This window comes from Bartonella sp. TT121SHDZB (assembly GCF_042193415.1).
Taxonomy (GTDB): domain Bacteria; phylum Pseudomonadota; class Alphaproteobacteria; order Rhizobiales; family Rhizobiaceae; genus Bartonella.
Map to the genome: position 1 here is coordinate 32891 of NZ_JBHILR010000005.1, position 22399 is coordinate 55289.

At 34.3% G+C, this 22399-nt stretch carries 17 protein-coding genes and 1 pseudogene; 5 read left to right on the plus strand and 13 right to left on the minus strand.

Annotated features, from left to right (window positions below; all coding sequences use genetic code 11):
* Nucleotides 1-45: 45 nt before the first annotated feature.
* The 5 genes from eno to tpiA all read right to left on the minus strand — a co-directional run bounded on the left by eno (nucleotide 46) and on the right by tpiA (nucleotide 5315).
* A complete protein-coding gene (gene eno / locus ACFIKI_RS04360) occupies nucleotides 46-1314 on the minus strand; it encodes a phosphopyruvate hydratase (RefSeq protein ID WP_375665833.1) in 1269 nt (422 codons plus the stop codon).
* 71 nt (nucleotides 1315-1385) lie between these two features.
* Nucleotides 1386-2222 (minus strand): 3-deoxy-8-phosphooctulonate synthase, encoded by an 837-nt coding sequence (gene kdsA, locus ACFIKI_RS04365; protein ID WP_375665834.1) that lies wholly within the window; start codon nucleotides 2220-2222, stop codon nucleotides 1386-1388.
* A 36-nt stretch (nucleotides 2223-2258) separates the two neighbouring features.
* A complete protein-coding gene (locus tag ACFIKI_RS04370; protein WP_375665835.1) occupies nucleotides 2259-3887 on the minus strand; it encodes a CTP synthase in 1629 nt (542 codons plus the stop codon).
* Nucleotides 3888-4015: 128 nt separating this feature from the next.
* Nucleotides 4016-4468, minus strand: a complete 453-nt coding sequence (secG, locus tag ACFIKI_RS04375) for a preprotein translocase subunit SecG (protein ID WP_375665836.1) — start codon at nucleotides 4466-4468, stop codon at nucleotides 4016-4018.
* Between the two features lie 82 nt (nucleotides 4469-4550).
* Nucleotides 4551-5315: a triose-phosphate isomerase gene (gene tpiA, locus ACFIKI_RS04380; RefSeq protein ID WP_375622166.1), complete on the minus strand. Its 765-nt coding sequence runs from the start codon at nucleotides 5313-5315 to the stop codon at nucleotides 4551-4553.
* A gap of 156 nt (nucleotides 5316-5471) precedes the next feature.
* On the opposite strand from tpiA, the gene ACFIKI_RS04385 reads away from it, so the two are divergent.
* Nucleotides 5472-7361 carry a peptidyl-prolyl cis-trans isomerase gene (locus ACFIKI_RS04385; protein WP_375665837.1) on the plus strand — a complete coding sequence of 630 codons (1890 nt, stop codon included), beginning with the start codon at nucleotides 5472-5474 and terminating at the stop codon, nucleotides 7359-7361.
* Between the two features lie 815 nt (nucleotides 7362-8176).
* On the opposite strand, the gene ACFIKI_RS04390 is transcribed toward ACFIKI_RS04385, so the two are convergent.
* A complete protein-coding gene (locus ACFIKI_RS04390) occupies nucleotides 8177-9037 on the minus strand; it encodes a phytoene/squalene synthase family protein (RefSeq protein ID WP_375665838.1) in 861 nt (286 codons plus the stop codon).
* Nucleotides 9038-11271: 2234 nt separating this feature from the next.
* Here ACFIKI_RS04390 and ACFIKI_RS04395 point away from each other — a divergent pair.
* From ACFIKI_RS04395 to ACFIKI_RS04410, 4 genes are all read left to right on the plus strand, one after another.
* Entirely contained in the window at nucleotides 11272-11679 is a 408-nt protein-coding gene (locus ACFIKI_RS04395) for a radical SAM protein (protein ID WP_375665839.1), read from the plus strand.
* 587 nt (nucleotides 11680-12266) lie between these two features.
* Nucleotides 12267-14051 carry an MFS transporter gene (locus ACFIKI_RS04400; RefSeq protein WP_375665840.1) on the plus strand — a complete coding sequence of 595 codons (1785 nt, stop codon included), beginning with the start codon at nucleotides 12267-12269 and terminating at the stop codon, nucleotides 14049-14051.
* A 574-nt stretch (nucleotides 14052-14625) separates the two neighbouring features.
* Complete coding sequence (locus ACFIKI_RS04405; RefSeq protein ID WP_375665841.1) at nucleotides 14626-14907, plus strand: hypothetical protein; 282 nt, start codon at nucleotides 14626-14628, stop codon at nucleotides 14905-14907.
* Entirely contained in the window at nucleotides 14879-15523 is a 645-nt protein-coding gene (locus tag ACFIKI_RS04410; protein ID WP_375665843.1) for a hypothetical protein, read from the plus strand. Before ACFIKI_RS04405 ends, ACFIKI_RS04410 begins: the two co-directional genes overlap by 29 nt.
* 386 nt (nucleotides 15524-15909) lie before the next feature.
* Here the strand turns inward: ACFIKI_RS04410 and ACFIKI_RS04415 are convergent, their stop codons facing one another.
* The 7 genes and pseudogenes from ACFIKI_RS04415 to ACFIKI_RS04445 form a co-directional block, all read right to left on the minus strand.
* A complete protein-coding gene (locus ACFIKI_RS04415) occupies nucleotides 15910-16266 on the minus strand; it encodes a hypothetical protein (protein WP_375665844.1) in 357 nt (118 codons plus the stop codon).
* Between the two features lie 34 nt (nucleotides 16267-16300).
* Entirely contained in the window at nucleotides 16301-16933 is a 633-nt protein-coding gene (locus ACFIKI_RS04420; protein WP_375665845.1) for a DUF6990 domain-containing protein, read from the minus strand.
* Between the two features lie 90 nt (nucleotides 16934-17023).
* Nucleotides 17024-17490, minus strand: a pseudogene (locus ACFIKI_RS04425) (SMI1/KNR4 family protein).
* An 891-nt stretch (nucleotides 17491-18381) separates the two neighbouring features.
* Nucleotides 18382-18768, minus strand: a complete 387-nt coding sequence (locus ACFIKI_RS04430) for an Mth938-like domain-containing protein (RefSeq protein ID WP_375665846.1) — start codon at nucleotides 18766-18768, stop codon at nucleotides 18382-18384.
* Nucleotides 18769-19231: 463 nt separating this feature from the next.
* Complete coding sequence (gene yajC / locus ACFIKI_RS04435) at nucleotides 19232-19693, minus strand: preprotein translocase subunit YajC (protein WP_375665847.1); 462 nt, start codon at nucleotides 19691-19693, stop codon at nucleotides 19232-19234.
* A 671-nt stretch (nucleotides 19694-20364) separates the two neighbouring features.
* Nucleotides 20365-21546 carry a peptidoglycan DD-metalloendopeptidase family protein gene (locus ACFIKI_RS04440; protein ID WP_375665848.1) on the minus strand — a complete coding sequence of 394 codons (1182 nt, stop codon included), beginning with the start codon at nucleotides 21544-21546 and terminating at the stop codon, nucleotides 20365-20367.
* 155 nt (nucleotides 21547-21701) lie between these two features.
* Nucleotides 21702-22361: a protein-L-isoaspartate(D-aspartate) O-methyltransferase gene (locus tag ACFIKI_RS04445; protein WP_375665982.1), complete on the minus strand. Its 660-nt coding sequence runs from the start codon at nucleotides 22359-22361 to the stop codon at nucleotides 21702-21704.
* Between the last annotated feature and the right edge of the window lie 38 nt (nucleotides 22362-22399).

Sequence of the window (22399 nt, forward strand, 5' to 3'; positions counted from 1 at the left end):
ATAATCTAAATAATATCATACTCTCACACTTTGTGCTCACAACTATCAACGATATACATCACCAGCATAACGCGCTTGGGCTCCCAGTATTTCTTCAATACGAATAAGTTGATTGTATTTGGCTAATCTATCCGAACGTGCAAGAGAACCTGTTTTAATTTGTCCACAATTCGTTGCAACAGCAAGATCTGCAATGAAAGAATCTTCTGTCTCGCCTGAACGATGAGATATAATGGCACGATAACCTGCTTTATGTGCTACTTCTACAGCATCAAGTGTTTCACTCAATGTACCAATTTGATTAACTTTTATGAGAATAGAATTGCCTACCCCCATTTTGATACCATCACGCAAACGTGCTGAATTCGTTACAAACAAATCATCGCCAACAAGCTGACATTTTTCTCCAATTGTGTCAGTAAGTAGCTTCCAACCTTCCCAATCATCCTCTGCCATTCCATCTTCAATTGTAATAATAGGATAATTTTTCACAAGCTGCGCTAAATAATCTACCTGCTCTTGGGTGTCACGGCATTTCCCCTCACCTTTATAAAAATACGAACCATTTTTATAAAATTCGGTTGAAGCACAGTCTAAACCAATGGCAATTTGTTCACCTGGTTTATAGCCACATGCCATGATAGATTCCATAATAAAATCAATTGCTTGATCAGCACTTTTAAATTGAGGTGCAAAACCACCTTCATCACCAACATTGGTATTATAACCCGCATCTTTTAAAAGCTTTTTCAATGTATGGAAAACCTCAGCGCCATAACGGATAGCTTCTTTTACAGTAGGAGCTCCTATAGGAATAATCATAAACTCTTGAAAAACAATCAAGTTATCAGCATGAACGCCACCATTAATAACATTCATCATAGGTGTTGGAAGAATATGTGCTTGTGTACCACCAATATAACGATACAAAGGTAAATTTAATGAATCCGCCGCTGCTTTTGCAACCGCTAATGAAACACCAAGAAGTGCATTGGCACCAAGACGGGCTTTATTTGGCGTTCCATCCAAAGCAATCATTGCTTGATCAATAGCGATTTGATTTGTTGCATCTCGCCCACCAAGTTCTTCAAGAATTTCGCCATTGACTGCAGAAACCGCTTTTTCAACACCTTTCCCTTGATAACGCAAACCACCATCACGAAGTTCTATAGCCTCATGGGCTCCCGTTGAGGCTCCCGATGGAACCAGAGCACGACCAAAAGCCCCATTTTCCAAATGAACATCAACTTCTACCGTTGGATTACCACGGCTATCAAGAACTTCACGCCCAATGATATCAACAATTATAGTCATATATGTTTCCTTATCCAACAAAAGTCGCGATTCATTTATAATGCCCTATTAATGAAATATTTTTTCTCTTCTCAACTCAACTTTTTTGACAGATAATCAAATTCCATTAAAGTCTCAAGCAATCTTTGTAAATCATCAACTTTAATCATATTGGATCCATCAGAAGGTGCATTATCTGGATCTTGATGTGTTTCTAAAAAAATACCTGCGACCCCAACAGAAACAGCCGCACGCGCTAAAATTTCAACAAATTGACGCTGTCCACCAGATGAAGCCCCCTGCCCCCCAGGTTCTTGAACAGAATGCGTTGCATCAAAAATAACAGGAGCTCCAAATGAACGTAAAATAGGCAACGAACGCATATCAGAAATAAGTCGGTTGTAACCAAATGACGTGCCTCGCTCACAAAGCATAACATTCGGATTACCACTGTAAACAACCTTTTTTAAAACATTCTCCATGTCCCACGGCGCTAAAAACTGACCTTTTTTAATGTTAACAACACACCCTGTTTTAGCAGCTGCTACCAAAAGATCTGTTTGACGACATAAAAAAGCCGGTATTTGTAAAATATCAACTGTAGAAGAAACAATTGTACATTGCTCTTCTGTATGCACATCAGTTAATATGGGACAATTAAACTCTTTTTTTAAATCAGAAAAAATGGACATTGCTTTTTCAAGACCAATACCACGTGCCGCCCCCAAAGAGGTTCTGTTGGCTTTATCGTAACTTGATTTATAAACAAACCCGATACCAAGCTGATCGGTAATTGTTTTAATACGACCAGCCATTTCAAAAGCATGATCACGACTTTCCATCTGACACGGCCCTGCAATTAATGAAAGAGGCATTTCATTTGAAAAAATTATATTTCCAACTTTCACACGGGCATTTGGTTTAGTCATTTTATCCCTCAAAAGCAAAGTAATCCAATTTATGCATTAAACCAATCGACTTTGTTCTACAGCGGCTTCAATAAAAGAAGAAAAAAGCGGATGTGGATCAAAAGGACGAGATTTTAATTCTGGATGATATTGAACACCAATAAACCATGGATGATCTACATATTCTATCGTTTCTGGTAAAATACCATCAGGAGACATCCCAGAAAAAATCAAACCACACTGTTCTAACTTATCCTTATAATCAATATTGACCTCATAACGATGACGATGTCGCTCGACAATCTTGGTCATCCCATAAATTTGAGCAATATGACTCTCTTCTTTTAATTCAGCAGCAAAAGCACCAAGACGCATAGAGCCACCGAGGTCACCATGTCTTGTACGTTTTTCAAGAACGTCCCCTTTAAGCCATTCTGTCATTAAACCTACAATTGGATTTTCTGTTTCGCAAAACTCACTTGATGAAGCATTCTCAATCTGTGCAATATTGCGCGCAGCTTCTATACAAGCTAATTGCATCCCAAAACAAATCCCTAAAAATGGAACTTTACGCTCTCGCGCAAATTGAATTGCTCGAATCTTCCCTTCTGCCCCTCGTGCCCCAAAAGCACCTGGAACCAAAATTCCATGGGCTTTTTGTAAAGTTGAAACAGAATCTTCTTTTTCAAAAAGTTCCGAATCAATCCACTCAATATTAACTTTCACTCTATTCGCTAAACCACCATGCGCAATCGCTTCAATCAGAGATTTATAAGCATCCTTTAAGCCCGTATATTTTCCTACAACAGCAATCGTAACTTCTCCTTCAGGCTGATGAATACGATGCGTAATATCTTCCCAACGATCCATCTTGGGGGAAGGTGCCGAATCGATTCCAAAAGCGCAAAGAACTTCAGAGTCCAACCCCTCCTTATGGTATGCCATAGGAACATCATAAATTGTTGGCATATCTAATGCCTGAATGACTGCATTGGAGCGAACATTGCAAAAAAGTGATAATTTGCACCGTTCTGTTTCTGGAATAGATCGATCTGCACGTACAAGCAAAATATCAGGAGAAATACCAACTGCTTGCAATTCTTTGACAGAATGTTGTGTTGGTTTCGTTTTTAATTCACCTGCCGAAGGAATATAAGGCATTAATGTGAGATGGACATAAACGACATTTTGTCTCGGTAGCTCATTGCGAAGCTGACGAATCGCTTCTAGAAAAGGCATTGCTTCAATATCACCAACCGTTCCACCTATCTCACACAAAACAAAATCAAATTCTTCATTTCCCATCGTAATGAATCTCTTAATTTCATCCGTAACATGAGGAATAACTTGGACTGTTGCCCCCAAATAATCACCACGCCGCTCTCGTTCAATGATATTGCGATAAATACGCCCTGTTGTAATACTATCTTGGCTATTTGCAGAACGCCCAGTAAAACGCTCATAATGACCAAGATCAAGATCTGTTTCTGCACCATCATCGGTCACAAATACTTCACCATGTTGATAAGGTGACATCGTACCTGGATCAACATTTAAATAAGGATCAAGTTTGCGAAGACGTACGCGATAGCCTCGAGCCTGTAATAACGCTGCTAACGCCGCCGCTGCGATGCCTTTTCCAAGGGAAGAAACCACACCACCAGTAATAAAAACATAACGTGCCATGGGCTTATGGTGATAAGCAATTTATAATGATTTTTCCAGCAAAAAATGCAAAAAGAAATAATTTTTCTTCTTAAATAAAAAAAGTGAAAAAATCACCTTTTTTAAAAAGCCTATATTTTCTTTAAAAACTATTTTGTACTGTTATCTGGAACTGTATTTTCAAGAACCTGTGGAACTGGACTTTCTGCTTCAGGATTTGTGGACTGTTTCTGTTCCTGCGGGGAATGCGAATTGCCTCCTAGCTGTTCAAGAATAGAAGGGGAAGACTCACCATCTGATGATGGGACTGATCCTGAACCTTTATTGGTAGAATTCTGCTCTGAATTAATCGGTATACGCTTTAAAATATCAGAACTAGAATTTGATATATTACTCACCACGGTAAGTCCAATAGACACAACAAAAAAACAACAGGCTAAAATAGCCGTCAAACGCGTTAAAGGGTTTCGAGATCCACGAGTTTTCATCAACCCTGAGCTATTACTCACACCTAACCCACCACCTTCTGAAGGTTGAATTAATATAACACCAACCAAAGTAATCACAATCAAAAAATGAATAACTATAAGTACTGTTTGCATAAACCCTGCTCTTCAAATAACTCTTTAATAGCTATTTACACATAAATAACGCACAATCCAAGGGGAAACTCAAATTTCTCTGCTATAGTTTACGACAAACATCGCAAATAGTTAAAAAATCAATCGCTTTTAAGCTTGCTCCACCTATCAAAGCACCATTAACATGAGCAATGCTTAAAAGCTCAAATGCATTGGATGGCTTTACGGATCCACCATAAAGCAAACGTATCTTATTGCCTTCATTACCAAAACGAGAGCGCACCTTATCTCGAATGAAATGATGTACTTTTGCAATATCTTCTGGAGTCGCTGTATTGCCGGTGCCTATCGCCCAAACTGGTTCATAAGCGATAATGGTATTCTCTGCTGTTGCATCATCTGGGAGAGATTCTTCGAGCTGCTGCGTGAGAATATCCAGCACTTTATTATTATTACGCTCCTCCAATGTTTCACCAATACATACAAGAGCCACAAGACCTGCTCGCCACGCAGCTTGCACTTTGGCACAGACAATCGCATCATTTTCTTGATACACTGTACGACGTTCTGAATGCCCAATAATAACATGACTTGCTCCCGCTTCTTTAAGCATAAAAGCTGAAATATCTCCAGTATAAGGACCATGATCATCAAAATGACAATTTTGTCCTCCTAAAAGGAGATTTTCACCATTCAGCGTATTAGACGCACGCGATAAAAGCGTTGCTGGAACACAAATTAGGGCTTCAAATAGATGACCTAGATCAGAACTAACGCCTGTAGCAATAGCACGCAACTCTCCAAGCGATTCACTCGTTCCATTCATTTTCCAATTTCCAGCAAGAAAAGGCCGAATATTTTGAGACATATTTTCACCTCAAGAGCTCTTACAATACATTTTGTTTATCTGTAGTTACCAAATTATAAAATGAAAGCAAGTCTTTAAAGCTTGCATCTTTCATCTCTTTATTGCAAATTCCATTCCAGCTTTGATAATAACTCACATTAAAAATGGACTTGAACAATGCTTGACATCATAAGAAATGCTACAAATTCTTGGATTTTTAGAATTTTCCTTGCTATTTTACTCTTATGCTTCATTCTTTTATGGGGGGTACCGCAGTTACACAAAAAAAGTGAAAGGGATCTTATTTCTTCTGGAAAGTCCACAGTAACTGTTGATGATTATCGTCTTGCACTCGCCGATCAAAGCGCACGTTTAGCATATGCTGCTCATCTTGGACGAATGTTTACAGCAAATGAAATGCAGCAATACCAAATTCCTGCTTTTGTATTTAATCAATTACAACAAAATGTACTGCTTGATGAACAAGCACGTAAAATGAAAATAAGTCTTTCAAAAGATAGAATAGCTCATGCGATTGGTTCTGATAAGATGTTCCAGGTAAATGGCACTTTTGATAAAAACTTGTTTTATAACTATCTTCAGCATTTACACATTAGTGAAAGTGCTTTTCTTAATTATTACACCAAACAAGAAAAGCGTAATCAGCTTATTGCTGCTTTACTTTCTGATATGAAGGCACCAAATCTCTTTTATAAAGCACTTGCTCTTTATCAAGGAGAAATGCGTATTGCTGATTATCTCGTTATTGATCTAAAAGAAAAGAAAACAATTGCTGATCCAGATTACGAAACATTACAAAAATGGTTTGAAACACATCAAAGTCAATTTCGTGCTCCAGAATACCGTACTGTCTCTTTGCTATCTATGGAACTTAATGATTTTGTAAAACCTAAAGATATCTCAACAGATGAGGCGAAAGCCTATTATACACAAAATGCTTCACGTTTTGTAACACCTGAAAAGCGTACATTCGAAGAACTGCGATTCCCCTCACGCGAAGAAGCCGATAATGCAGCAAAAAAAATAGCTGATGGATTGAGTTTTGATGAACTGGTAAAAGCTGAAAAAAAGACTCTTAATGACATAAAAAAAGGGCCTCTCGCAGAAAATGAACTTCCTAATCATCTGACATCTGAAATTTTTGAACTCCAACAAGGACAAGTCAGTCCTGTAATAAATGACTTACAGGGACCTGTTATCGTTCGCGTTACGCATATTGAACCTTCAAGCTCTCTTCCTTTTGAAAGTGTAGAAGAAAATATTCGCCAAATACTTGCCAAAAATCGTGCTACTGATGATATCCGTAACAATTATGTAGCCATTGAAAATGCTCGTTTTGAGGGTGCTTCTCTCAAAGAGTTAGCTGACCAATACAAGTTATCTTTGCGCACAATTACCATTGATAAAACGGGAAAAACGCTTGAAGGTACAATACTTACGGATTTACCTCAAAAAGATATTTTACTGAATGCCATCTATCAATCAAACGAAGGAGTCGATCTTGATCCTCTCTCTTTTCAAAATGGTGGGTATCTCTGGTACAAGGTCGATAAAATTATTCCTGCCCGCGATAAGACACTTGAAGAGGCTAAGCTAGATGTTCTTTCTCAATGGAAAAATGAGGAAACCCAACGTCTTCTTGATGAAAAAGCCCAAAATGCTCTCAAACAGCTCACGGAAGGAAAAAGTCTTGTTGCTCTTGCTCGTAGCCTTGGTGTTACAAAACAAACAACACCAGCCCTCCGGCGTCAAGACTCATCTGAAACCCTTGGCGTTGAAGGCATTAAAGCATTATTTTCCGCTCCCAAAGGTCATTATGGCATCATAAAGGGTCCGGTTGCAACAAACCGTATCATTTATCAAATAAAGACTGTAACCACGCCTAAAGATATCACGTCTCATACTCTTTCAACTGAGGCCCGCGCCAATATAGATATGATGATAAGAGAAGATCTCAAGTTAGAAATGCTACAAGTTGCCAATAAAGAACATCCTTTGGAAATTAATAGCACAAATTATAATCAGATCTTTAACGCTCTCCAATAAAAAGATTTTATATAATTTAAAGAACTTATTTGATAAATTTTCCATCAGCTCTTCGTCTATAGTTGAAGAGGTAAGATAGATCTCTTGTTTGCATATCTTAGGATCAGCGTTTGTATAATGATTCATTCTCTCGCAAATCAGTACATGTATGGATTTGCGAGAAAATAGTCAATGGAATGTAGAGTTGTTTTTGCAACGCATTAAAAAACATTATTCATCCAAAGGTTGTCACCTATTAAGCTATAAATGTCATCCCTATCGTCATTCATAGCTCAGCATATTTCTACTCTTAATATTCATTCATAGGAAGCGTATTGCTTCTTCCTTAAATGATTTCATTTACACACCCAACTTATAACAGAGAAAAAACTATTTTTAAAATTCATTATAAAAATGGAGAAATCTTTTTCTATTCAAGACTCTCATTCAATATGAGAAAAAACGAATTATCATTATAAATCAATATATTCATAAATCATAACAGTCATCAATTATGATGTTATAATTTCTCAAAAATAAGAGTTTTTATAGACTTATAGACTGCTAAGATAACTTCTCTCATAAAATAGAAATTTTATTTCATGTTTTTCTTTCTCTGCATCTCACCCATCCAATATACTGAATAAAACATACTACTGATGAAGAAATATACCGTATTTTCAAGATCACAAAATTTCTTATTCTTTTGCGTTCATAACAACCAAAACATCAACATTTTTTATAACAAAAAAATGGTTTGGAATCACAATAGCTCCTTTATCTTCCTATGAAAAAATCAGTCTACATGTTACGCATTCTAACGTAGTAATATTCTTTTACAATATCTTTGGAAAATTGCCGCTTATTGCTGCCCTTGTTATCAACCAATAGCGATACATCAATGGCAAAGTTGCACTCTCTTGAAAAATTGCTGCCCCCAGCTGTATAGCTTTTTGAAGAGAAGCCGGTACAATGACCAATGGAAGAAAAGCTGGCTTAAGAACTCTCGGTAAAATACAAGAATACTCGTAAAATTGGGTATAATGATCGCGTGATAATGCTACCATAGCTTCAACAATACGACCCTTTTGTTGATCACTGAGATGATGGGATTCCAAATCTTCCCTATTCACTCCTATAGCCTTTAATATATCAGTAGGTAAATAATATTGATATCGTGATTGCATGAATGATAAAAGACGTAATACACCGCTTAATCCTTGAGAAATCCCTCCATGCTCATAGATATCTGTAAACTCTTGTGCAGTATCAGGATCTAATATCTGACAAGAAAGCTGTAAAATTATGCCTGCTGTCTCACCACAATAATGCTCTAGATCATGAAGTGTTTCTATTGGATTGTGATAAAGATCTAAAATTTGTGCATCACAATAACGTAAAAAAGCTGTCTTAGGTAAATTAAAAAGAGTGATTGCTTTTAATAAATCATTCAAAATCGGATTGTTTCCACTCGTTTGCATTTCACCATGAGCAATAGCATCATACCACCAACGTAACCGTATTTCTCCTATGAATGGATCATGTACACTTTCGCGAATACGAGAAACTTCAGCATTAAATACATAAAGAGCAGCCAATGCTTGGCGCTTTTTTTTAGGCGCAAATAAAACCGATATATAGCGATCACGATCTATGGTACGTAAAATATCAAGACAATAAGGAAGAGAGCCTATCATTCTATGAACCTATTAACGTCCCTTTTTTAGCAATTAAATTAATACCCTCTTTTTATTCATATTAAAAAATGAAGGATAAGCAAATACAGTTCAGAAAATAAGATTTTTAAATGTGTTTCTTAATGTATTATAAACTAATACTTTTTTCTAGTAACTTCTCTTTACCCATTCCAAACATCCAAACTATTTTTAACTTTAAAAAGTTGCCTTGCACTAAAATATCTCCCCTGTGAGAAAGAATATTCTCAAAGTATAATAAAATAGACAAACTGGATCTATTTTTGCTTTTTTCTCTGCAGAATCAATTACATCAAGATAATATGCTTAACAACAAACTTTCTACTATAAAATATAATGGGTATTTTTAGCATAAAAATTAATAAATAAAGTAATTTTCACAAAATCTTTTTATTCACCCTTATATGTTCACCGAAACACAAAACAGATAAGTCATAAGCATCTTAAAGCCTATAAACTTAATTGCATCAAATCTCATCTGTATGACATTTTACATATAATTGAGAAAGCCTTTTATCTTTCAATATCAGAATATCTAAGAATATCACGTGCAAAAAATTGAACAAGAGAAAAATATTGGAGAATCTATATGCTAACGTCTATTCATTCTAATTCAAGAGCGATGTGCAAAAGGCAAAAAATGTCGTAAAAATACGAGCACATTTGTGTATATTATTGAAGATGTCAATTGAAAAAAATACCAATACATCACTACTATAACCCACCCAAAGGTTATTGAATCAGCAACTATGACAACACATAAAAAACTTTTTAAGGATTATGCCCTACAAGTTATTTTTTCTCTTTTTATCAATCAAAGTGTAACCCTTCCTATAATTTTTTTCCATATATTCAATTATGTATCACTAATTAATGGAGATTACGCATTGCCTCACGCTTTTATTTATTGCATTCTTTAATGGGATCACACACCTCCTCCTCATACAAACCGAATACACTTCACTTGTATTAACAACTCGCGTGCTTTTTTATCTCTTCAATACTTCTAAATCTATTTCGCTACTGCTCTACAAATAGTATAATGTTAAAACTCTCGTGCATAATATAAAATCCATTGTGCATACCATCTTTAAGCTTGGAGCAAACTTACCATACTATTTGTCCCCCCAATGTTGCTACAGACCTTGGCACTTAAGACAATAAGAACCATTTTTAGTTCTTTCTTATACAAATTTGATCCACACATTCATCCTGCTTGTTATGTGCAAGCGAGTGGTTTTGATTGATTCAACATAAACAGGTTTGGAATGAGAGAAACTTGCGTTATTCGAGGGTCTAATTCAATATGAATAACGCTAGATTATCATTATAAATCAATATGATTGTATCTTTAATAAGAAATAAAAGTTTGTATTTTTGCGTCGAGTAGAACCTCTTTTAAAGGTAATTTTACCACAAGTAGTATTTTACAAAATTACAATTAAAACAGAAAAATAATTGAAAAATTTTTCTTCTGAGAAGCTGATTTACGCAACAACTATTCTTTATTTCAGCTCCAAAAAAACTTTTTAAAATTACTTGATAAAGCAGAGCATTGCATATTTCTTATTGCGATTGAAGTGAAATAGCCATTGAAATCAGGAATAATACTTTTTGAATGAACTTAATAATTAAAATGAAAATTAGCTGAGCACAAGAGTTTTTCGATTTATACCGGTATAGGCCAATTTGTTTTCCAAACTGAATATTGCGTAATACAGTTAAATTGACTTTACAATTATAAAGTTGTAATTTTTTAGGTTTTTTACAAAATACTAATTGTCTTGAATATAAATAAGGTACATAATAATAATATGAGGGGGGGGATATTATGTCATATAAAAAACGCAGGTGATTGGCACTGTGAAGAGTGCAACTTTAATTTGTTATAAACCATTAGTGCGAGATAGAAAAAAATAAAAAAGCAGGATAAGGGTGCAGCAGCGCCCTTAATCCATTGTATTATTAAGAAACAATTTAGGAGGGGAAATGTTTCGTATTAATCTCGACGAGAATAGCATAACTAGATTAAATGATTTTCAGACTATTGTGCTTAATGATTCAGCTATAATTTTAATTGATTCAGTTTTTTACAGAATCAGAAAATTGAAACTGTTGCGGCAAAGCTTAATGTAGAGACAGAGATTTTAGCATCAGATTTTTCAATCTTGTTAAGAGAACTAGAAAAGAATAGTTTTCTTTTAAAGAAGGAAAACTTGATTAGTGCGTCAGATTCGATTTTTGATCTTAAAAAATTATGGGGACCTGTAACACCTATTATACATATTATCCAGAATTGCAATAGCCCTTGTATCATGTGCGATTGCTGGAAGATTAAGGAAAAAAATTGGCATACTCCAGAAAGTTTAATACCCTTATTTAGAATGTTGAAAGAAAAAGGAGCTGCCTCAGTGATGCTTTCTGAGGGAGAACCTTTAATGCATCCGAAGCTTAAAGATATTTTATTAACGTTGAATGAACTAAGTCTGCCTATTGAATTAAATACCAATGGCATCTTATTGCATAAAAATTTATGGATTTCACAGTATGACATAAAAGAAATTGTTATTTCTATGGACTCGACTAGTGTCCAGGGATATTATGATATACGGGGGGGCAAATAAATTTGATCGCGTGTGGAAAAACATTGAAACAATTAAGAATCTTCAACCTCTGCAAAGTATAGGAATAAGAGCGACAGTTACCAAAGAGATTCTAGAAAATATTATTAATTTTATCGATTTTTTTATAAGCAAAGATGTCAATTATATCGGATTCAACCCGCTTGATACGTCGTCATTTAGTTTTTCCAGAAAAAATAATACAAAGGATCGATCTAAGGCTTTAAGAAACAAAACTCTTCCGCCAAACGGCTCACTTTTTCATTTGAGAGATGAATTATCAAGGAAAGAATCCCCCCTCCAGATTTATATAGATAAAAAGTTCTAAGAAAGGAAAATCTCATGGACGTCACAAAATTTTGTAAATTGTATTAATTATTACTTAGGCGAAAATTCTACGTACGTTTCGTCGCCGTTAATGTGTTTATTTCCATTTTCATCCTTGGTATTGGACTATAATGGAGATTTCAAAAATTGCTTTTATTCAGAAGCTTTTGGGAATCTACAAAATTATGAGGCAATAGATTGGTCTGCTCAAAACGTTTTAAAATCTTTGAAAGAATCTGGCGGATGTCGTGGGAAGGTATTTTGTGGATAAGGTTAAGCAATTTAAGATTTATAGTGTTAGCAAGTCTACTGCTCTAGTGGTTGCTGTTTTACCACTTTTTTTGTCGGAAAAATTGCATTTGTCGCAAGCGGATATCGTTTTAATCGGTAGTTATTTTTTATTGCTTCCTTTGATCTTAGAGGTCCCCTTGGGTTTATTATCAGATGTTTATGGAAGTAAGCGCGTTATTTATACTGGGCTGTTTTTCTTTCTTTGCGGTTTTTTAGCTCTTTTTATGAATTATTCATATTTTGCTTACGCCACTTATTTGTTGTGTATTACATTAGCGGCCGCTTGTTTCTCAGGTGCGGAAGATAGTTTACTCTTTTCTGTAGTACCAAAGCATCGCACACTGTTTTCCGTTAAGTCCGAAGTGGCTGCTGTTACCTATAGTGTGACAACAGTACTTATTTTTTTAGGGGGAATACTTTATTATATGCATCCTGCATTGCCTGTGATTTTTCAAGTCCTTTCATTAATTTTTGCTATTTTTATGTTTTCAAAACTGACGAAGGGATTAGATAATTTTCATATCAACGCTCATCCGAGTATTTTCACAGTTATGTGCGCCAGCCGTAAAGAAGTCAAAAATCCTTATCGCTTCACTCTTATTTTTTTAAGTGCAGTTTCAGCTTTTGCTATTTTGGTTAATAATCGAACTGTTTCTATCGCATTTTCTGATTTTTTACCATTTCAACCTGCTATTTTAGTTTCGATTATTTTTATCATTGGGAATTTTTTTTCAGCAAGTTCCAATATATTGTTTCAGAAGTATTTTTCAAAGTTTCAAAATCCTATTTTCCCCGTCTTAATGATTGGTTGTATGGTAACCATTGCTTTTTTTCTCATGTCATTTCAAATCATTGCGGCTCTTATATTAGGATTTTTACTGCTATGTGTTTTTAAATCTGCTTATCGATCTTATCTGTCGTCTCTTCTTATAAATTCACTGATTGATCCCAAAGCTATCGCGACTGTTTTATCATTCACAGCCATTATTACAGCTGTTGTATCCTTTGCATTCAGTTTTTTATACGGTCATGTTTTTTCAACATTCTGGCAAGCTAATTTGTGGTTGGCAGTGATTATGGCTGTGATTTTTGGGGTGTCTACTTTAATTATTTTTGTCAGAAAACAAGAAATCATTTGGTTACAGCCTGAAAATGCACAATCGTCAAAACAACATTTCTTGAAACGCAAGCATCAAGAGTTTTGCTATGGGCAAATTTATCCGGAAGCATCGTGCATTAATGAAAACATCAAGGATGGCTCTTTTCGACAAAGTCTCTATCCTGCACCAAATTTGATAACACTTCGCGATGAAGTAATCGAATGGGAGTTTATCCGAGGTACTGTATTGAGCCAAATGGATTTGCTACATCAAAAGGCGATTATTGATCAAATCAATAAGATCTTTCAAGATCGATTAAGCAAGAATATAATCTTATCACATGGAGATTTACATCCTGATAATATCATTGTTACTCCTGATAGTTCTTTTATGGTAGTGGATTGGGATTTATGCCAAGAAGCCAGTCCGGAATTGGATATCTTAACATTTTTCACCAGTCCAAAATTATCTCTCAATTTAGAAGAACGGATAGACTATATTTCTCATTTGCTGTCTATATCAAAGGATGAAGCTTTACCAATGATAAAAGCGTTTGTGGCTAAAAAAATTTCTGATCTTTGTCTATACCAAAATATTTTCATGAAACAATTAGTATTGGATTATATGAACTTGAATAAGAAATTTCATGGGCGATAATATTGTAATTTGTAATAAAAATTGCAGTGCGGGCTGCAATCATTGTCCGTATTCGATGGAATGTATGGTGAGAGATGACGCGTTGCCTGAATCTTTATATACAATAAATGACATAAAATCTGATTTTATTATTCTTTCTGGTGGAGAGCCTTTTGAGCTCGATTATGATTTACTTCATAAATATACTTGTATGTGTCTCATTTGTAAAAAATATTTTCGGATTGCAACAGAGGGGCATATCTATATATTCAACCATATTTGAAGCTATTAAAGAGTAATCCGTTCTTTTTAGGGATACAAATAGGCACAGATGTTATTTCAGAGATAAGAAATCTAGACAGTAAAAAATATAAACAAAAGCGGGTGCGTAACATAGAATGTATGAAAAAATATAGCGTACCATATAGTGTGACGATTACTTTATCGGAGAGATTCGATTTGGCAGAAGTGTTAGCTCTAATATGTATCGCTACTCCCGAGTTCATTTTAGTTAATTTTGAAAATAGAAAAAAGTATGAGAATACATTTCAGTTAAATATGATACGGGATTTTTTTTCTGGCTGTGAAATAAAATATGGATATACGCATCAGAGTTTACACCAATAAATATAAACTATCGGATTCTTTTCACAGTTCTTCTGGTGTATTAGTTGAAAAAACAGAACTGATAATTTTATTTACTGCTCAGGATAAAGTTATTTCGCCCTTTGCTATGGAGTTGCCATTGTCACCTAGTCACGGAGAAATGCTGGACAATTTTATAAAATCTGTAAATGAACGATCAATAAATAAAAGTAAACACTTTGCAAATTCTTTAAGCTATTTCTTTGGGTTGGAAGATTTTTTTAAAAGTTGAAATGGCTAAAATTACTAATTCTGGATTAATAAAATCTATTAAAACGATAGGAATAGGTGCAATTATTGATGATGAGATACGTAATTACGATTTGATAAAATTGAAATCATCGAATCAGTATTTGGATGATACAATTGCAATTGTTAATGAAAACAAAAATGTAAAATTTATTATTGATTTCAATGCAAGTATTAATTTTGAGCAGTGGAATTATTTTATTGATAGGATAGATAAGAATAATTTGTTTGGAATAGAACAGCCTGTGAAATTTCCTTCAAAAATTCCAGATTTGGGTTTCTTAAATATCGCTGATGAGACATTCGTGAAATGTGGTTATGAAAAAATTCACAAATATAGCTATAGTGCTTTTGTCTATAAGCCATTTGCAAGTAATATTAAAGAATTATATAAGTGTTTTGAGAATAAAAATAACTACGTTGGTATGGTTGGAAGTAATGTTTCAGGCCCTTTAGATTGTAGTTTTTGTAACATCATAAATCATTATATGCCTACCAAATTAGCAGGAAATCGTGCAAGTAATTTTGAAGCGCATCCGTTAAATAATAAAACTGATGATTTAATGAGAATTCGAGAAAAAAAGATATATCATCTCTGATGAATTGTTTATTTATCTTGATAAATTTTGCCAAAAGGTATCGGATTTGTATTTTGATATGAATAAATTAAAAGAAATTGCTACAAATATTATAGTATTTCCCACTCTGAAGCAGCTATGTTTCGTGAATAGATATAGGACATACCGATGAAAGAACGATATGGTGCTTGTCTCATGAGAAGACATCATCCGCCGTATAAAATTTTCTTTTTCACTAGGTCTACACGGAATAAAATGTTCTTCAGCAAATTCAACAGCGCGATTAACACAGCTAAAGAGAAAATAGCTTGTCGCATATTGAGTAACCTTGTTTGTTTCAAGAGAATTTTGATAAGATTTCAATGCCTTAATCTTACCTATCAACGCTAAGCAAGCCAAATGCCAGATCATATTGCGGCAAGAACCAGATGCTTGAAGATATGTTTGAATAGGCGCTCTTTTTTTATTTCTGCCTCAAAATTCTCAGTGCGTGCCCACTGCATCACTCTCTCAGAAATGTTGATAAGTTCTCGCTTTGTGAGTGTATCAAAACATATATTAAGACCATTTCCAAAGCTGGTAAAAGTTGGATAAATATTCTCAGGTCGTACAAGTTCGTAAGCCTTACCATAATGAATATACCAGCAGGCTCTAGAAAGCTCTTCTGTAGACGTTATAGCATTAATATAGACATTTGATTTATCATTGAGATACCACAAATCAAAATGAAATTTAACAAAGCGATCAGGTAAAGCTAACCACATTTTTCCAGGGGCTGTTGCAATCCAACCATGAACTTTAAAAAATATTGGTTGCCGCTGTTAGGCTCATTAGCTGTTTTTGAGGTGTTGTACGCACCCAAATATCATCCAACGCACTATTTTTATAGGCTTGCACAAAAAGAAGAAAGCGCTCAATCCATGTTGTTGTTTTGTAATCAGAAAATTCTGCTATATTTAAGTTTGATGTAGGACTACAAAGCTTCAGCGACTCTATATCATCGAGCAAAACACGGGCAACAACAGAGCTTTTAGAGCTACCATTGGAAGCTTCTTGGTGTAATTTTTGTTCAATATTTTGTGTTTTTGCCCAAGTGATTATTTTGTTTAAGGACTCCTGAATACGGTTTTCAGAAAGATCTTTCATTTTAACATCAAAATATCTATCCTCTGAAAAAAGTATACTTTCAGAGCAAAGTCTCTCCCCCTTAATATATTCCCAAGCAAGAAGATAGGGAATAGTGCTGAGATTTGCCACCAGCATAAGCTTTCTATCTCTCCATCCATATTTTACCTCGTAGTCGATGCTTACAAAGAGATCAGATAAATAATAAAAAGCATGGTAATGACCAATATCATCGCGATAGGGTACCCAACCAAATTTTTTTAAATTTTTGTTACATCTTTGGTTGGCATCATGATGCACTTCCATTCTCAACGAATTCAATGAGGGAAGAGCGCATACCAATCAATCTTCCGCCATTTTTTATTCAATAGCTTTTTCAACTTCATATTAAAAAAATTATTCAAAATTAACCTTAATTCTTTTATAGAGAAATTCATAAAAATTGCTTGCATAATAATATGAAGCACCAGCTGGAAACCTGAAATAAAGTGGACATTCACCATCTTGAAATTGAGAGTAATCAAAGTAAAGTATTTCACAAAAGTATTTTCATAAACAATGAGCTGCTGTGGCCTAGCTAAACCATTTTTTATATTGAGTAAGTGGTGATAAACAAGATCACCAGCAGGAATACAATCAACAGGAGCCCCTACACTTTCCTCATAAACGGTCAATATTTCATCACAACCAATTTCTGAAATTCCAAAATTTTTCAAGCAGTTTTTGTAAGAGATTGTAAATGGCAAGCCAATCGTTTCTTCAGCCTTTTTAATCTGTATATCATAAATGGGAGGGCCAAAATCGATACGATCACTATATTTATCAATTAATTTTTCGAAATCAGATAATATAAAATTTTTCATGAACTCCCCCAATCATCATTCTTTAATATATTTTAGCTTTTTTCTAATAATGATAATATTCACATTTTTTAATTAACGGAAAAACAGTAACTTAGTATTTATACTTTATATAAAAAAATTGTTTCACATAAACTTTAATTATTTTTCGCAAAAATTTATAAAAATTACTTTCGTCATAAAGAATATCTCGAAATATTCTCTTGAAATAGAGTAAGCATTCACCATCCTGAAGTTGAAAGTCATCAAAAGAAAATTTCACAACAAAATTAGTTCTACTGACAACAAAAGGCTAAATATTTCCTCGCCATCAATCTCTGTTTTTTCATAATTTTTCAAAAAATCTTTATAAGAAATTGTAAACTGCGAACCAACAATTTTTTTAGCTTCTTTATTCGTATATCCCTAACCAAAGCCTCTAAAGTGCAAAACTTAATAATATTAACTATATTGATCAAATCATTCTGTAAAATCAGATAAAGTATAATTTTTATAGATTTTTCTACACAAAACATATCACATTTTGTGAATATTAATGTTTATCTTGCTTTACATTTCAAAAATAATAATAGCATTTTTATTGATGTCATTCTTTCATTATTTGCACCAATTACTTTTTTCTTTTTAGAAAGAAATTTTTAGAAATTAAATAAATAACTTTTTTGATAAAATTTGTCTTATCGGACTTAAAACTTTCATTTGTAGTAAAAAAGCTAAAATAACCATAACATGCATAGTGAAACTCAGAACAACAAACAATGCAAAACACTTCTTGACTGAACAAATGACAATGCTTCCTTTTTACAGGAAACGTACTGATCACAAACTTCATCAAATTAATAATTATGCAAGCTGTTCATGATAAACTAGAGCACTTATTTATTAAACGACACTTTATTCTACTGCAAATAATAACGCAGCAACAGCACGATCTTCAGCCAATAAAACATTAAATGTACGCACCGCCGCTCCCGTACTCATTGTATCTGATGAAATACGTTTTTCCCATAAAAGGACTCGTAACTCTTCAGGTAATCGCAATAATTCAACTCCAGTACCTATTAATAAAACTTCGATCTCAGAAGCTTCTTCTAAAACACGAGATATATCTCCTTGAGTAGGAATAGGCCCTGCCATATCAATGCCATAAATACCTGATGGGACACAAATAATAGAACCTCTATGTGACATATCAGCAAAACGAAATCCACCATTTCCATACGCATCAATAGGTGCGCGACTTGGAAAATGTGCTTCACGAATTTGAATTGCATCGAACATGAATATGCACCTTTTATTTTTGAAAATCCAATTGCCTTTTACTTCTTACCATAAAAGTTAATGAAAGGTTGACATAAACATTGATATGTTAAATCTAACCTATAAGAGTATTGAGATAGAAATTTTTATATCCTCCCCTAATTGACTCACAAATATATGAAAATTTGATAATAAACTGCGATTTAATGCTATACTGGTTTAAATAAATCTAACTTTAAAAAAATTGCTTCAGCTTATTTATTCAAAAATAAAAAAACTTCTCTTTATAAAAACAATGATGTTGTTTAAAGAACAGGAAAATTTTATATTGTATAAATAAAGCAACTATTTTAATAATCTAAAGAAAACAAAGGCTCAACCCTCTGTAGCGACTATGAAAACCTCTCCTCCAATGAAACTGTCTTTATACTTCAATACTTGTTATAAAAATGCTTAAAAAAATGTAATAAACTGCAATTACACCTTAAGATGCACTTTCCTTATTTTCCTTTGATATAGCTTTTTTCTCTTTCGATACACTTACAATTTCTTTCGCTGTCGTTTTAGATTTAGATTTTTGTGGTATTTTTGTTTTAGCATTAAGCTTTGATTTTTTTTCTGCAATCGGTTGACCTTTAACGCGGACATCAGCCAATGTTGAGCGAAGAACACGAATATTCATATTCTCACCAATTTCAAGCTCTAATTCACCACTCTCGTTGTAAACTTTTGTAACCTTGCCGATAATACCACCACCCGTTATAACAGTATCACCACGACGTACTGCATCAAGCATTTCTTGTCGTTTTTTCATTTGTGCACGCTGTGGACGGATTATAAAAAAATACATAATTGCAAAAATTAAAATGAGCGGGATAGCACTAACAAATGAAAATCCACCAGAAACATCGCCTGCAACTTGAGCATAAGCGTTCGTAATAAACATTTTTATCTCCTATAGTTAAACCTCAGGTATTTCCCACTCTATTAAAATAAAACTCTGATTCAGAAAAAAACTTCTAAAGAATCTATCATAAAAAATGATGACTACATGATCTAATCCCAGCTTTATAAAAGTGCAATAAATCCTTAAGAGACAGAATACAACAAGAAAAATCTAAAAAAAACAGATTTATTTCCCTCTATTATATATCCTAGAATATAAGCCTTCTCATTACCCCAATAAATGATATAAAATAATTTCTCTTATGAAAAAAACTTTAAATATAGAGAGAATTCATCGTTTTTGATGTCAAATAGTAGATTTAAATACACTAAAACTCTCTTATTTCAATCCCCCTGAATTATCAAAATGATTTTCTTGCATGTCACACATATGAAACGAGCCTGTCGATAAAAACTATTTAAGAAAGCGTAAAATCTCTCTTTCATGCCCCCTATCAAACGCAAGAACGGTTAGAATACTGGGAGCTGACAATAGTATGATGCTATTACCTTCATAAATACAAAGACGGTAATATCTAATGAATCCAACTAACTGTTTTCCTTAAACCTGTGTTTTTTTGCTGTAGTATCATTTTATATAAGAAAATCAATTGTTTTTCATAAAGTTTCTATAAACTATAAAATCGCTCAAATTTAAAAATCATCAATAAATTAGTTTTCTAAATATTTAAGAGGATCAACAGGTAATGAATTCTTCCTCATCTCAAAATAGACACGTGGAGTCTTAACATTTCCTGAAACACCAGACTTAGCAATTTCATCACCGCGTCTTATCCTTTGTCCTTTGTTAACAACAAGCTTACTATTACATCCATAAATAGTAATAATATTATCTTCATGTCGAATCATAACAACATTACCAAGCTCTTTTAATCCATCTCCCGCATAGATAACGACGCCATTTTCTGACGCCTTTACCGATGACCCTTCAGGCACAGCAATATCTATTCCTCGATTCATTATTGTTCCTTTTTTTTGACCAAACTGGCTTAATAAACGCCCTCGTACTGGCCAACGCATCTTAGAAATTCCTGTGGCTTGCGGAGTCATAATATTATCTGTATTCGTAACAGTACTTGATAAACCAGTCTCATGGTTCAACCGCATCATCTGTTTAGAAGAGTTGTTTTCAGAACTTGATCTGTTTGTCTTTGCAGAAGGTGGTGTTGTTACAGGAGCTTTATATATAGGAGAAGCCTTTTTGTGTTTTATAGAGGACGTAACTTGAGATTGGAATGAAGATTCTGCTGTTTCCCCCGCCCAATCATTATTATTGTGCGCATTTGAAGTTACTAATGTACGCCTACTGGGAACCACAAGGACTTGACCGATGTAAATGGAATTGCTGTTTATGCCATTTGCTAATTTTAATGCCTCAACATTGACCCCTATTTGTCGTGCAATACTGAGCAGTGTATCTCCACTCTGGACAATATAGGAATTTTGCCGAAAAATAGGAGAGTTATCCATTTGTGAACGAGAAAGCGTTCCAAGATTACGTGCAGGTGCCCCCATAACGCGACCATCTAAAGAAGCTGTTCTATCTTGCAATGTAGAATTATAGGGAGAATTTTCATCTCTCCACAAATCATCACTTGGTTCCACAGGTGGCAATTCAGTGCTCTGTATCATACCACTACCGTACGATAGCATTTGCGGATCTGTAGGCATAGTGCTCGATATATTTGATTGAGGCGATACCGTACGATGAGAGAACGTATTGGAAAAACGCTGTGTACCAGAACTACAACCAGCAACAATAGTTACCACCGCTAATAAAGTTATTCTCTGAAAATTATGCTGGAAAATATTATCTAAAGCTTTTAGACACATCGTTTTGCTCACTCATCAATAATCAACTCACTCCATTAAAGCTTTTTTAAATTACTGAAGAGTTAAAATGAGATGTTTTATTCATAAATATCTTTATATAAGATCAAAATGAATTTAACGTAGACAATTCGCAAAAATTTCTTAGCTTTTAAAAATTAAAGTATCTCTGCAATGCCTTTAATAAAAGGTTGGTAACGCACTTGAAACAGTTCTAAACACTCAAATCGACTACCAATTTTTGTATAGCGCGTCACCGTTTGTACCCCTTCGTCAGGTCCTATCGCCTGAATGAGAATTCCATTTTCAGCTAAAAGTTCTAAAAATTCCTTTGGTTCATCAGAACGTGAGGGCCAAATAAGAATGCGATCAAATGATCCCAAACCTGTCACACGATGACTTCCATCAATCTGCCGTATAACAATATTTTCAATTCCCAAAGTTTGAAATTTTTGGCGTGCCAAATCAACAAGCGTTTTATAACGATCAATCGTTGTCACACGGTCACTCAGACATGCCATAAGAGCAGTACAAAAACCAGATCCTGTACCGACTTCTAAGACACGATGCTTTTTTTTCAACGATAATGCCGAAAGAATTAAGAGTTGCTCTTCCAAACGTTCAATATATTCACCACACTCAAGAGGAATAACTTTATTATCATAAGCACTATTAAACCAAGGAGCAGAAACAAACTGTTGACGCGGAATTTTCTCTAATGCCGAAAAAAATCGCATATCATCGATGCCTTTGCTACGCATTTTCAGTACAAGAGCGGCTAACTCCTCACGAAATTGTAAAATACCCTTTTGCCCCATAGTATCATTCAATCTCCAATGGAGGTGCACTTTTATCA

Excerpts from the sequence above, each read along its gene's own strand:
- eno (WP_375665833.1), bottom strand. The coding sequence starts at position 1,314 with ATGACTATAATTGTTGATATCATTGGGCGTGAAGTTCTTGATAGCCGT.
- kdsA (WP_375665834.1), bottom strand. The coding sequence starts at position 2,222 with ATGACTAAACCAAATGCCCGTGTGAAAGTTGGAAATATAATTTTTTCA.
- ACFIKI_RS04370 (WP_375665835.1), bottom strand. The coding sequence starts at position 3,887 with ATGGCACGTTATGTTTTTATTACTGGTGGTGTGGTTTCTTCCCTTGGA.
- secG (WP_375665836.1), bottom strand. The coding sequence starts at position 4,468 with ATGCAAACAGTACTTATAGTTATTCATTTTTTGATTGTGATTACTTTG.
- tpiA (WP_375622166.1), bottom strand. The coding sequence starts at position 5,315 with ATGTCTCAAAATATTCGGCCTTTTCTTGCTGGAAATTGGAAAATGAAT.
- ACFIKI_RS04385 (WP_375665837.1), top strand. The coding sequence starts at position 5,472 with ATGCTTGACATCATAAGAAATGCTACAAATTCTTGGATTTTTAGAATT.
- ACFIKI_RS04390 (WP_375665838.1), bottom strand. The coding sequence starts at position 9,037 with ATGATAGGCTCTCTTCCTTATTGTCTTGATATTTTACGTACCATAGAT.
- ACFIKI_RS04405 (WP_375665841.1), top strand. The coding sequence starts at position 14,626 with ATGGATATACGCATCAGAGTTTACACCAATAAATATAAACTATCGGAT.
- ACFIKI_RS04415 (WP_375665844.1), bottom strand. The coding sequence starts at position 16,266 with ATGTGGTTAGCTTTACCTGATCGCTTTGTTAAATTTCATTTTGATTTG.
- ACFIKI_RS04420 (WP_375665845.1), bottom strand. The coding sequence starts at position 16,933 with ATGGAAGTGCATCATGATGCCAACCAAAGATGTAACAAAAATTTAAAA.
- ACFIKI_RS04430 (WP_375665846.1), bottom strand. The coding sequence starts at position 18,768 with ATGTTCGATGCAATTCAAATTCGTGAAGCACATTTTCCAAGTCGCGCA.
- yajC (WP_375665847.1), bottom strand. The coding sequence starts at position 19,693 with ATGTTTATTACGAACGCTTATGCTCAAGTTGCAGGCGATGTTTCTGGT.
- ACFIKI_RS04440 (WP_375665848.1), bottom strand. The coding sequence starts at position 21,546 with ATGTGTCTAAAAGCTTTAGATAATATTTTCCAGCATAATTTTCAGAGA.
- ACFIKI_RS04445 (WP_375665982.1), bottom strand. The coding sequence starts at position 22,361 with ATGGGGCAAAAGGGTATTTTACAATTTCGTGAGGAGTTAGCCGCTCTT.